The organism is Myxococcales bacterium, from assembly GCA_022563535.1.
Classification (GTDB): domain Bacteria; phylum Myxococcota_A; class UBA9160; order UBA9160; family UBA4427; genus DUBZ01.
In genome coordinates this window covers 1-12,016 of record JADFNE010000090.1, presented here as the reverse complement: position 1 = coordinate 12,016, position 12,016 = coordinate 1, and the positions used below count along the sequence as shown (strand labels likewise).

The following is a 12,016-nucleotide window of genomic DNA, read 5'->3' as shown; positions in this document are numbered from 1 at the left end:
TACGCTTGAACCCATGTCACAGGGAGACACGGAAGGGCTCTTTCTGCGGCAACAATGACGCAACAACGGGAAATCGCTCCGCTGCCAAGCGAGTCTTTGACGCCAACACGAGAAGCGAGTCAGACCAGAGTGGGGAGCCCGCGAAGGTTCTCCTAAGCTCGCTCCTGAACTCAAAGACGAAGATGTTTCGGGTAAATCGATATCGCTCAACGGAACGTCGGTTGCGCGCCAGGAGTTCGCGCCGCAGAAGGAGTTGACGTGACAGACCGAGACCTCGATGAAGACTTTGCCATCGTAACCGGTGCAGCCCGAGGCATTGGCCTCGCGATCGCGCGCAGACTCCACCGCGCCGGCGCAAAAGTGGCACTGCTCGACCGCGCCGAGAGCGACGTTCAAAAATCGGCCGCTTCCCTCGGCGGTATCGCAATCGAAGTCGACATCCGAGATTCGGCATCGGTCGATGCAGCCATCACCCAGGCTCATGACCGACTCGGTGGACTCTCGATTCTGGTGAACAATGCCGGGATGGGGATACTGAAGCCGCTCCATACCTACTCGGACAAAGAGTGGGACAACATCCTCGCCGTCAATCTCGACGGAACCTTCTACGCCATGCGAAGTGCGATCCCGATCATGTTGGAGGCCAGCGGCGGGGTGGTGGTCAACAATGCCTCGGTCAGCGCTTCGAGTCCGACCCGAGGCGAGCTTCCCTACTCGGCGGCGAAGGCTGGCGTGATTGCCCTCACCCAGGGTGCGGCACAAGAATATGGACCTGCGATCCGCGTCAACGCCGTATCGCCCGGGGTGGTGCGATCCCCGATGACCGAACCCTTGTATCAGAACCCCGAGGTTCTCGAGCCGGTTGAACAAGCGATTCCATTGCAGCGCACTGGAGAAGTCGAGGAGATCGCGGACGTAGTTCACTTTCTCTGTTCTGACGCATCGCGCTTCATGACGGGCCAAAATCTGATCATCGACGGTGGCATGAGCCTCCCCCAGGCGGGCATCGACGACGTCCTGAAGTGGTCGTTGAACATGATCGAGAAGACGCGCAGCAACTAGGAGTCTGCGAAACGGGGGATCGGTATCATGGAAGAAACGTCAACTGAACGTCACGTCATCGCTCACGGCTTTGTTCGGGGCCGAGTGCAGGACGTTTGGTTTCGAGAATCCACACGAAAATGCGCGGTCCAACTCGGGCTTGCAGGATTTGTTCGCAATCTTCCGGACGGCCGGGTTGAAGCACAATTTGTCGGCCCCATCGCGGCCGTGAAGCAGGCTTGCTCCTTCGTCGAACAAGGACCAACGCTGGCAAGGGTTGACGAGGTCGAAGGTTTCGAGATCGAAGATCTGGCGGAAGAGGGCGAAACCACTCCGTCAGAATTTCTCATTCGTTGAGCTGCTGACCAGTCCGTTTCGATACGCGCTTGTCGAACGAGAACACGCGCGGGGCGCGGCTGCGAATAACACAGCAACGACGGGCCGTTCTCAAGCTCAAGTGCACCTCGCGTTGGCGCGATGAACTACAGCGACATGGCACCCGTTTCATCACAGTCGCGACTCGTTGGCTTGAGCTTTCTCGCTGTCTCCATCATGAGTGTTCCCGCCACCTTCTCGTTCATCACCGCAAGCACAAGCGATGCACTGTTGCTGGACCAACATCGGGTACTCGAGCGCATCGAAGCCCTGGATCGGGTCACCCATTATTTCGATGTCACGCGCTTCTGGAGCGCCGACCTCGCTGCAAGTGCCGAGCGAATCAGTGAGGACCTCGCCAGCCCGGTACTCGAGTCACTTGCCAATACGGGATCGAATTCACTGGCCGAATCTTCGTGGACTGATCTCACTCGAGAACTCGACGCGATGGCCCTATACGACCCGGAGAACGCGAAGTTCATTCGCCAGAACGCACTCAAGACAAAGGAGCATCTCCAGCTCGCCGCCCGGGCGTTTTCTGACCACGATCGCAGTACCGCGACCGTCGCCTCTGCCACCGCGCGAAGCGCCATTGCAGACACTCATGAGCGCCTGCGCGATGCCACCAAACGCCGCGGAGAAGAAGCCACGCGATTGACCATGGCCCTGCAGGCGAACGCCAAACTCAGTCGAGACTGGCTTCTCGTTGGCAGCAGCGTCGCGGCAGCGATCGTGATGATGGTGACGGGTTCAGTCGCCCGTAGCGGACACGGGCTCGCAAAATTGAATTCGGCGACATCCCGAAAGAGTCGAAGCGCCGAAAACACGAGCGATCCCACTTCAGAATCGGGTACCCCCGCGGCGGTTTCCTCCGCGGGGGTGGCCCGCACACTTGCTGCCGAGCACGCGTGCAGCGATGCCACGGCCAGTCTGTCCGCCCACCTCGAACGAGCGGCGGAATCGGGACAGAGCTTGTTGAAGGGCCTTTCGAAGAGCGAAGCGGCGTGCAACCTGGCGGTCGAGCACCTCGCTGCGTGTGAGAACCCGGAGCGCGAGCGGAATGCGAGCGTTCGAGAGATCACGGCATCCGCCGGCGAAGTAACGGGTTGCCTGGGTGAAGTCGCGAGCCATACCGACGCGATGGTCGAAACGATTGGGCTTGTCGCCGCCTCGATTCAAGAATTGAAATCCTCGGTTTCCGAAGTGGCTGGACACTCCCAGCACGCCGCATCGGTCTCCAACCGCGCGAGTGAGATTGCCGGACGCACCGACACCACGATCGCGAGCCTTGGACAATCGGCACGAGAGATCGGTACCGTCGTCGAGGCGATCAACGAAATCGCCGAGCAGACCAATCTACTTGCACTCAATGCTTCGATTGAAGCGGCCGCCGCAGGCGACGCGGGCCGGGGGTTCGCGGTTGTCGCAAGTGAAGTCAAGGAGCTTGCACGGCAGACAGCACGGGCAACCGAGGATATCTCTGTCAACGTCGGCAACATACGCGACACCACCGGGGACGCGATTGCGGCGATTCACGAAATTGTAGCGATCATCGACGAGATCAACGGCATCTCCAAGACGATCGCGAGCGCTGTCGATAGCCAACTCGAGTCGAGTACCGAGATCTCCGCCTCGACGCTTGAAGCAGCAAAATCAGCCCAGCGTATCAGCGAGAGTATCTCCATCGCGTCCGAAGGTTTGGGAAAGCTGTCGCTCGAGGCCGAGACCTTGCAGAACGAGACCATCAAGTCGGCGGGGGGAAGCAAGGGAAACCACGCCAACGACGCGGTGCTTCAGGAGCTGAACCGGCTCAAGGACGAACTCAGCTCAGCGCGTGAAAGCGCTGAACAGCGGGTGCGGGAATCGAAAGAGTTCGCGAGCGAGGGCGATGCGTTGATGCGACTCAACCGGGATCTTCGGGGTTGTGTGGAAGCGCTTCGGGACGCTTAGCAAAGCCGATCGTCCCACATCCAACCGGCTCGCGGGCCCCGTGTACGACGACCGAGCGCCCCAGCAGGGATTGCTCGCCGGCGCCCAGGGTGTGACCACGATGGGTGAAGACAATATCCGCCCAACCGTTTTCATCGGCGGGAAACTCGATCAAGTCCTCGGAACTTCCAAAGGGCTCCCCGGTGTTTGCAGCCTTGTCCACGCTGCAGTCACCGTACTCGTGAATCCGCAGTCGATAGCGCTGCTGGGGCACCAGACCACCGAGCTCCAGTTCAATGACGAGCGCATCACCGGCAGATCGAAAGTGGATCTTGCCCACAACCGGACGATCACTGGCGGGATGCAGCACGGCAACAGCCGCGACCGGCGCGAGGGAGTGCGTCCATTCGGATTCGTCGAAGCCGAGGGATGGCAAGAACATGAGCCCGGCCAGGGTACCGACGACAGTTCTTCTGTTTTGAATTCTCACGAAACCCTCCGGACGTGGGCCAAGTCTCGACCCAGATCGCGCTTGCTTCGACTCTTTCGTCCGATATGCCGCGCGACTGAAATGGGAGTCGATTTCCGGAGGTGAAGGGAAGCTCAGGTTGGGGGCCACCCTATCGGATACGAGTTATGCGCTCGTATTCCTCAGGTGTGCCCGGATTGCCTTACGGTATGCCTCGGCCTCAGTCATGTCTGGGTTGGTGCGGCGAGCCGATGCTAGCCGCTCACCCAATTCGTCGCCGTCGCCGTTGCAGACGCGCAGGAGGTAGTCGTGATCCTCCTGGGGCGCCCTGCCCTTGCGCGAAAGGTTCAGGCCGAACCGATCGGCGAACTTCTTGCCTGTAGGCGTGGTGGCAAAGATGGCGACGATCGCGGCCAACACCACAAGAACCGTCAAGGTCTGCATGTCTGCCTCGGCGCGGGTGTTTATTGAGTCAATTTCTGCGGATCTTTTGCGACATACCCCGCTTCTGCCAGCGCTTCGACGACGGCTTCAAGCGTCTGCTCTTCGTCGTCGAACGACAGCGTCAACGTATGGGCGTCCATGTCCGTCGTCACGTTGGTTACGCTTGCGAGTTTTGCAACGGCCGCACGGGCCGTTTTAGCGGTGCCCCCTCAGACCACACCCGGGGTCGACAGCTTGTACGAAACCATCGACGCGAAAGCAGCGGTCGAGATCAGGGTACTTGTGAACAAAGTGACAAGCACCAGCGCGAGCACTCTTGTGAGCCTTGCGCCCACTGTCTTGATCGTCATGATGAACTCTCCTCTCCCCTTTTAATTTGATCGTCATTCGATCGTTTTTCGATAGATGGGTGATCAGTGTTGATCTGTACCGAACAAAAGTTTTTCGTAGGTGTCGGCCAGCTTTGCAATGAATGCCAACGCGGAGTCGACCTCGCCGGCCTCCGACTCCTCGAGCGATAGTGTATCGGTCATGCACAGCTCGGTGTCCTTCAGCGCCAGGGCGCCGTGGGCCAGGTTCATATTGGCCCGCAGAGCTTGTTCCATTTGCATCTGACTCAGGCTCCCCGCATCGCCGATCATGCTGATCAGGCGCACCATCTCACGCCCTTCCAACTCGAAGAGCTCGAATTGGATGACCTGATGCCGACCGTCTGCATGCTTGACGTTTACACCGTTGGGGAGGAACTCCCAACCGCGCTCGGCACAGACACCTCGCAGGATTTCGGCAAACGATCTGCGGCTGGCCATGTCGATTTTCTCTCCGGAACCCGAAACGCTCGAACGTTCCCAGGCTCTAGCTTCAAGGTGGCGAGAGATTAGGCCCCGCTTCGAAACTAATCCAGCGTCACAATCGCTGGACCGAGCACCCGAACCAGCTGCTAGCCTGGGCAATATGTCCATGCCAGTACAGCCAAAACAGAATGACGACCGGCCGGTTCTGGTTACTGGTGCCAATGGACAATTGGCCCTGCAGCTCTTTGGGAGCATGGCGAAACGCAACATCCCGGGACGCGCGGTGGTGAGAAGCGTTCGCGCGGCCGAGAAGGTCGCTACCTTGCCCGAGGGCGAACGACCCGAGATTCTGATTCTCGACTATAAAGACACCGCCGCGCTCACCAAGGCGGCCAGCGGCTGTCGCGCCATCGTTCACCTGGTTGGGATCCTGAAAGAAGGCAGCGGAAATCGTTACGCAGACGCTCACGAAAATACTTGCACCGCCGTCGCCGAGGCGGCGGCGACCCAGGGACTGGCACGCGTTGTCTACCTGAGCATCTTTGGTTCGCGGCCAGATTCCCCAAACGCTTGTCTCGCATCGAAGGGACGAGCAGAGCAGATTCTCCTGTGCGGCAGGTCGCCCGCCACAGTGATTCGGGTTCCGATGGTGATCGGGCCGGACGACCCGGCATCGCGCGCCCTACGCGCACAGGCGACCAAGAACTGGCAGCCCCTGATCGCGGGAGGCGCAACGATTCAACAGCCCTTGGACGTTCGCGATTTGCTTCGGGCGATCGCAGGGGCAATCGAAGACGATTCCCAGGCGTCTCACAGTCTCGACCTCGGAGGTCCAGAAGCGCTGCGCCACCGCGACCTGGTCTCCAGGGTGGCGGCATTGCACGACAATCAAATTCGAGTGCTGCCCATTCCGCTGGTCGTGATGCGGGTCTTCGCGGCATTGATGGAGCGCACCCAAAAGCATCCTCCGATCACAAGCGCAATGCTCGGCGTGCTTCAACACGACGATCGCATCGACAACCGACGCGCCCTGCAAGTGCTGAACACCGAACTCACCCCGCTCGACGACACGCTGGCGCGCTACATTGGCCCGTAGACCTATCCACCTACATCTATACCTACACCTACACCTACACAAACACCTATGACTGAATCCAATTCCCAGGTTACCCAAGACGATGCCGCAGCCGACCCGACGCAGGGGGCAGGGATCCGGTCCATGCCGATCTGGCAGAAGGCCATCCCCTGGCTCATCACGCTCGCCTGCTTTGCCTACCTCTACAGCAAACTCGCGGGTGCGGCGGGTCGCGAAGGTGAGACGGTCATCACCTACCTGGTCGGTATTTTCGCCAGCGTGTCTTGGGGTCGCTGGCTCGCACTGATGATTCCTTATTCGTTCTTCTTCTTTCTCATCGATTCCCTGGTGCTCTGGCGAGTGGTCAACTGGTACAACGCCGATGTTCGCTACTTGGACATTCTGCCGATCCGCGGCAGTAGCTACATCCTTTCGATCCTGAACGAACAAGTGGGCAAGGGCGCAATCGCGTTGTACCTCAACCGCCGCAACGGGGTCCCGGGCTGGGAAGTCGGTTCGAGCATGCTGTTCATCATGTTCTGCGAGTTCTTCTATTTACTCGGTTGGGCGTGCGTGGGTTATGCGCTGTTGGGCGACAAGCTTCCCAAGGCGTTCTCATCGCTTCCGATGATCGGCCTGGTTGCGCTGTCCTTCTTCATCGTAGTCCGGCTGTTCTTCACAGGAACATTGCTGCCCAACTCGACACTCAAAGATCGACCCATCTTTCACGCGTTTCGGAAGGCCAGGACCTGGCATTTCGGGATGATCATTTTGCTGCGATCACCCGCACTGCTCAGCGCGGTCTGGGTCTACTCGACCGCATTGGGATATTTCGGAGTGGAGGTCACGAACCTCGAGATGTTGGGCTATCTGCCGATCATTTTCTTTGGCGCCGCAACGCCAGGCCCCATGAGGACCGTGGCCATCACCCTGTGGGTGGTGCTATTTCCGGGGTTCGAAGGCCAGATGGCTGCGTTTGGTTTCGTGCAGCACAACTTCTTCATCTTCTTCAACGCAGCCATCGGGTTGATCTATCTAAACCGCGCAAATCGAGAACTCTTCGGTTCCTAGGCTTGCGAGTTTTGCGAGTCTAAAGAACGACTCCAGCAACCAGGGCGAGCGCGGACTCGTACTCTCCTCCAAACCCGACCCGGCTGACGTCCTCGTAGCGAAACTCGGTGGGTTCATCCGCCCAATCGGCATCGGGGTCGATCTCTCGCAATTGAAAGGTCGTGGCGTCAAAGCCGGTGAGTTTACCGATCTCACAAATGTCGGGTTCCTGCAGTTCCCTGTGGATCACAACCAGGGGAGCGATCTTGGTGAGAGATTCGAGCACGCTTTGCATCGAAGAGAGATCGATCGGAGGTTGATCGGGGGCGAGATCGCCACGCATTCGCAAAGCTGTTTCGTAGAATGTTGCGTGGGGAGTGGGCACGTCGAGTTCCGTGATCTGGTTTCGGTAGAAGATCTCGATCCCGTTGAAGCGAATTCGATCGTCCAGAATTGCGAGACACATAAGCGACTCGCTGCATCCAAGAACATAGCCGTCGAACTCGGGGCAGGTTTCGTCAAATTCGCCTCGGGCGATCCGCACCAAAGTGTTTTCTTTAAACGCTTCGTCGAGTTTCGAATTGAAATCCATGCGGACTACCTCTCGTGAGTTCAAAATCCTACCACACGGCCCATTCAGCGCATGGGACCGCGCGATCCCATTCCGTCGCGCTGGCGGCCGGTCAGCACGTTGCGAAAGCGCTGAGCATCGTCGTCATCCGGGCGAAGCGTGAGATAGTAATCGATTTGTCGGAGTGCCTCGCTGCGCCGTCCCTGGGCGAAATAGGCACGCGCCAACTCCGCCTCGAACTCGGGACGGGTCTGCGGCGAGATCAGCGAACGCGCCCGGAGCAGCAATCGCTCTGCGGTCGGAGCGAAACGCGGCTGCGAGGTGAGGAGCAGTTGCGCAAGACGGTAGTGACAGTCAATGTGATCCGCCGCAAGTTCGATGCAGCGGCTCAGGGCTCGATAAGCAGCAGCGGAGGCTTCGGGAACCCCGAGATTGTGTCCGTGGCGGAATAGATTTCCCGCCCGTGCAAACAGTTCCGGATTCCCGAGATCCACGTTCAACAAAACAGCCGACTTTTCGACCGCGGCCGCCCACCGGGTGTGTACGACCAAACGCTCACGAGCGGACCGAAAGCGCGCAGGATAGCGCCCAAGTAACTGATCGAGATCGAGAATCTCGGCGTCGAGCTGCAACAACTCGCGCGTCAGGTCGACATCATTGGGATCGATTCCGGGAACGCTCTTTGACAGCCCTCCTGCCGGGGTTTGACATCCTGCCGCAAAGACAACCACTGTCGCGGACACTAAGAGGGGGAAGATCTTCGCGTTGGGCAGCCGACCAGCTGTTCTCTTCACGCCCGCGCTTCCCGCCATTCTCATTGCATACGCTCCCGCGATCGATCTCAACAAACGACACTAGCCTGTTCTCATATGCAATCGTCCGCAAGTCGGGTCAAGCTCGTCGTTTCATTGAACGATAACGCAGTCGATGTCAAACGATGCCGTCAGCGGTTTGATTGCGCGCTTTGAGCGAGCCCGGTCTGAGCGAAATGCCAGCGACGCACTCGCCGCGCTGCACGACCTCCAGAAACTCCAACCCGAGGAACCCACCTGGCCCAAACGTATCGCCGAAATTCACGCGGCGGCGAAGCATCCCGAGGCAGAACTCAAATCTCTGCTGCGCGCGCTCGAGTTGCAGATCGATCGAGAGCAGACGGTTCGCGCCATCGCGACGGCAAAGCGGATCCTGAGCATCGAGCCGAACCACAGCGAAACGGAAGACCGTCTTCACCTTCTCTATACGATCCCCGCAACGTCGAGCAACGCGGCAGGCGCAGCCGGCAGCTCCGGAGCGGGTCCCGAGATTCTCGTGCCGAAAGCGAGCGCCAATTCCGCGCCCCTGGACGAGATCGTACTCACCGAAGTCGTGGCCAATACCCGCCGAGTGGTGCTCGCCGACCCGGACCAGACGGGCGCCGCCGAAATTCCACTGGATCCGAATGAAGCCACGCAAGAACTCGAACTCTTCCTCGATACGCTTGCGCCAAATGCAGAACTTGATGTCGACACCAGTTGTCTCGCGAAGCCAGGTCGACACAGCAACGACGAACAGGCCCTGCGCGCAAAGCTATTTACCACATTCTCCGGGGAGGAGATCGACCAACTGATGGCCCAATCTGAAATTGTCGAGATCCCCGCCGGTGTCGAATGCTTCCACCAGGGCGATCGCGCCGACCGCATGTACGTCATTCTCGAAGGGTCGATGTCGGCGGTCGTAGAGGACTCCGAGAGCGAGCACGGGGAAGTCGGCATGGGCGTTTTGGAGGCGGGAGATTTCTTCGGCGAAATCGGCCTGGTGACTCGACAACCCCGCAACGCATCCATCCGCGCACTGGCCCCCACGCGCCTGCTCGCGATCGACCAGTCAGCGGTCCGCAACTTGCTGCGCGCTCATCGCGAAGTCTTCGGGCTGGTGCTCCGGACCCTGCGCTTTCGCTTGGTGGATCGATTGGTGCGCACGAGTCCGATCTTCTCGTGTTTTGCACGGGCGACTCGAAGTGAAGTCGCCAAGCAATTTCGCCTGCTCGAAGTCAGAGATGGCACTACGATCATTCGCGAGGGCATACCCGATCAGGGAGTGTTCGTCGTGCTCGCCGGCCACGTCGAAATCTCCCAATCCAGTCAAGATGGAGAAAAGGTGCTCGCGAGCTTGAGCCATGGCGACGTCTTTGGTGAACAGTCCGTGCTCTTGAATCAACCCGCAGTGGCAACAGCCACGGCCCGAGGAAAATGTTGGTTGTTCGCGCTGAGTGAGTCCCGCTTTGCGAAGATCATGGCTAGCAACCCGCGGTTGCGGGAGATGCTCCTCTCCATCGGAGAACATCGCACCCGAGAGAACCGCAGAGCGTATCTGGATCAGCAGAATCCCGAGCATCGATAGTGGCGCTGCTTGCCCTCGTGCTGGCGATCCTATTGTTTCCTGTTGCGGCGGTTTCCAAGGCCGACCGCGAAGGCATTGGAGCGTCGAACTTCCGAGTCAGGGCCAGTGCCTCCGCTTTGCTGGCCAGTTTCGATGGCAAACTACAAACTCCCTTGGGAGGAGCAAAGGGCACGACGTCTCCGAATCGACCGACGACATCCGAAGTTGGACTCGAAGGCCTCGACTTCCGCTATCGACTGCGGTCCAGCGCGGCAACCGGCTCCGTTGATCGCGCTTACGTAATCTACTCCGGGTATCTCGGCTTCCAATTGCAGGGACCCATTCGCGACCGCTTGCGAGGAGAAATTTATTTTTTCGCAAATGCGGGCATCAACAACGTCACTTCCATCGATTCAGACATGAGGCTCGTCTATCTCCTCGCTGACAACGACTACTTTGCGGCGTCGCTGCTGGTGGGACTGCGTGGAATTTGGCTGCGGTACAAGGACGACCAGAAAGAAGCGCAAAACGAGATTGATGTCCGGACTGGAGCCTATTCGACCAGGCCCTGGGCGGGGGCTCATCTCGGGCTGCGCCTTTCCTACTGATGGCGTTCTCGAAAACTAGACACGCTTCTGGAAAAACCGCCAGCTCGGGAGAGCAGCGCGCCCGCAAGTGCGCCGAGGCTGTTGCTCGCCACATCGATCAACGACGAATCCCGTCCCGGGATCAGGGATTGCAACGACTCAACCGAAAGACTCAGGCCGAACCCAATGGCCAGCGCAATTCCGATGCTGCGAGTTTGCTTCTTCCACGCAAGAATGAAACCCAGAGGCATGAACAACAAGATGTTCGACGCGATATCGGATCGCATCCACCGGCGGTCGCGTAGGTCAGAAGTGTTGTTCGAGAGAAAATTGGAGCGCGTGGGTCGCGTCATACGCGGTGGGAAAAACAGATCGGGTCCATGGGCTACGGCGCTGCGCGTAATCGCGCCTCGACCTTCTTCGAAACGATAGAGCGCGAGCATGGACGGATCGTCCTGTAGGGAAACATTGGCCGCTCGGGCTGGGTCCAGCGCGTGTGCGAGCAGTTCGCTTGGGCCCAAGACGCGTTCGTAGACCGCCACGCCGTAGAGACTGCCCAACCACAACCGCCAACCGGTACTCGAATTGCCGAGCAACAGACGCCCACCAAAATCTTCACCGGATCGAGCGACCGTCTTGGGCAAGCTGAGCGAAGTCACGCTCCCATTGACGTGCAAGCGCGCACCGGTCGGATCCACCGTCACCGCCAGGTGCTGCACCGCATCGAATTCCGCCAGCCCCAGCTCATCCAGGTTGATGTACTTGTCTTTGCGCGGATCGCCCTTCGGGTTGTCTTCCCGTCCCCGCAATATGAATCCTCGAGGAAATTGGCCGATGACCAGTGGGCGAAAATACTGTTCGTCGAAGAAAGAGATGATCTCCTGGTTCCCGGACATTGAACGAATGGCCGGGGCCAGCCAGATTTCCAGCGTGAGTTCGCCGGTGCGGGAAACGATTGATCCCTCACTCAGCGCCTGAGCGATATCGGCGAATCGCAGTCCCGGGCCCGGGTCGCTCCAACGCACGCTGTTGTACCAGGGCAATTTTCCGGGCAGCAGCACACCGACCAATATCGCGGTGACCACCACGATCAAGCATCGCCCTCGGTTGCGCTCCAACCAATTCTGGCCCCTGTGCTTCGTTGACAAAATCACTCCCCCACACTACGGGAATCTCGTGGACCGCGACCTCACTGAAACGAGTCCGCCGCAACCCTAACCCAGGCCGCGGCTGCGAGTCAGCGGGCATCCGCTAGTTTGTACACGCATTACCCAATGGAAGTATTGGAGGGCGCAATGGGACTTCTCATCGACGGCATATGGC

At 59.2% G+C, this 12,016-nt stretch carries 14 protein-coding genes and 1 pseudogene; 7 read left to right on the top strand and 8 right to left on the bottom strand.

Annotated features, from left to right (window positions below; genetic code table 11):
- The first annotated feature begins 258 nt into the window (after positions 1 to 258).
- The 3 genes from IH881_18410 (at position 259) to IH881_18400 (ending at position 3,366) form a co-directional block, all read left to right on the top strand.
- Positions 259 to 1,062 carry an SDR family oxidoreductase gene (locus tag IH881_18410; GenBank protein ID MCH7869672.1) on the top strand — a complete coding sequence of 268 codons (804 nt, stop codon included), beginning with the start codon at positions 259 to 261 and terminating at the stop codon, positions 1,060 to 1,062.
- A 27-nt stretch (positions 1,063 to 1,089) separates the two neighbouring features.
- On the top strand, positions 1,090 to 1,398 hold the full coding sequence (locus IH881_18405; GenBank protein ID MCH7869671.1) for an acylphosphatase: 309 nt from the start codon (positions 1,090 to 1,092) through the stop codon (positions 1,396 to 1,398).
- Between the two features lie 120 nt (positions 1,399 to 1,518).
- A complete protein-coding gene (locus tag IH881_18400) occupies positions 1,519 to 3,366 on the top strand; it encodes a hypothetical protein (protein MCH7869670.1) in 1,848 nt (615 codons plus the stop codon).
- On the opposite strand, the gene IH881_18395 is transcribed toward IH881_18400, so the two are convergent.
- The 5 genes and pseudogenes from IH881_18395 to IH881_18375 form a co-directional block, all read right to left on the bottom strand.
- Positions 3,320 to 3,835: a superoxide dismutase family protein gene (locus IH881_18395; protein ID MCH7869669.1), complete on the bottom strand. Its 516-nt coding sequence runs from the start codon at positions 3,833 to 3,835 to the stop codon at positions 3,320 to 3,322. The genes IH881_18400 and IH881_18395 overlap by 47 nt on opposite strands.
- Positions 3,836 to 3,979: 144 nt before the next feature.
- On the bottom strand, positions 3,980 to 4,258 hold the full coding sequence (locus IH881_18390) for a hypothetical protein (protein MCH7869668.1): 279 nt from the start codon (positions 4,256 to 4,258) through the stop codon (positions 3,980 to 3,982).
- Positions 4,259 to 4,278: 20 nt separating this feature from the next.
- Positions 4,279 to 4,458, bottom strand: a pseudogene (locus IH881_18385) (cation transporter).
- Between the two features lie 9 nt (positions 4,459 to 4,467).
- On the bottom strand, positions 4,468 to 4,608 hold the full coding sequence (locus IH881_18380; protein MCH7869667.1) for a hypothetical protein: 141 nt from the start codon (positions 4,606 to 4,608) through the stop codon (positions 4,468 to 4,470).
- Positions 4,609 to 4,671: 63 nt separating this feature from the next.
- Positions 4,672 to 5,067 (bottom strand): hypothetical protein, encoded by a 396-nt coding sequence (locus IH881_18375; GenBank protein ID MCH7869666.1) that lies wholly within the window; start codon positions 5,065 to 5,067, stop codon positions 4,672 to 4,674.
- Between the two features lie 151 nt (positions 5,068 to 5,218).
- Between IH881_18375 and IH881_18370 the strand changes: the two genes are divergently transcribed.
- Together IH881_18370 and IH881_18365 are read left to right on the top strand one after the other, a co-directional pair.
- Positions 5,219 to 6,148, top strand: a complete 930-nt coding sequence (locus tag IH881_18370) for an NAD(P)H-binding protein (protein MCH7869665.1) — start codon at positions 5,219 to 5,221, stop codon at positions 6,146 to 6,148.
- A 123-nt stretch (positions 6,149 to 6,271) separates the two neighbouring features.
- Positions 6,272 to 7,198, top strand: coding sequence for a hypothetical protein (locus IH881_18365; GenBank protein MCH7869664.1), 927 nt, complete (start codon positions 6,272 to 6,274; stop codon positions 7,196 to 7,198).
- A gap of 19 nt (positions 7,199 to 7,217) precedes the next feature.
- On the opposite strand, the gene IH881_18360 is transcribed toward IH881_18365, so the two are convergent.
- Positions 7,218 to 7,769 (bottom strand): hypothetical protein, encoded by a 552-nt coding sequence (locus IH881_18360; GenBank protein MCH7869663.1) that lies wholly within the window; start codon positions 7,767 to 7,769, stop codon positions 7,218 to 7,220.
- 44 nt (positions 7,770 to 7,813) lie between these two features.
- Positions 7,814 to 8,542 (bottom strand): hypothetical protein, encoded by a 729-nt coding sequence (locus IH881_18355; GenBank protein ID MCH7869662.1) that lies wholly within the window; start codon positions 8,540 to 8,542, stop codon positions 7,814 to 7,816.
- Between the two features lie 133 nt (positions 8,543 to 8,675).
- Here IH881_18355 and IH881_18350 point away from each other — a divergent pair, with 133 nt between their 5' ends.
- Together IH881_18350 and IH881_18345 are read left to right on the top strand one after the other, a co-directional pair.
- Positions 8,676 to 10,127, top strand: coding sequence for a cyclic nucleotide-binding domain-containing protein (locus tag IH881_18350; protein MCH7869661.1), 1,452 nt, complete (start codon positions 8,676 to 8,678; stop codon positions 10,125 to 10,127).
- On the top strand, positions 10,127 to 10,714 hold the full coding sequence (locus tag IH881_18345) for a hypothetical protein (protein MCH7869660.1): 588 nt from the start codon (positions 10,127 to 10,129) through the stop codon (positions 10,712 to 10,714). The genes IH881_18350 and IH881_18345 overlap by 1 nt, the downstream gene beginning before the upstream one ends.
- Here IH881_18345 and IH881_18340 read toward each other — a convergent pair.
- On the bottom strand, positions 10,708 to 11,787 hold the full coding sequence (locus IH881_18340; protein MCH7869659.1) for a VanZ family protein: 1,080 nt from the start codon (positions 11,785 to 11,787) through the stop codon (positions 10,708 to 10,710). The genes IH881_18345 and IH881_18340 overlap by 7 nt on opposite strands.
- Positions 11,788 to 12,016 lie beyond the last annotated feature (229 nt).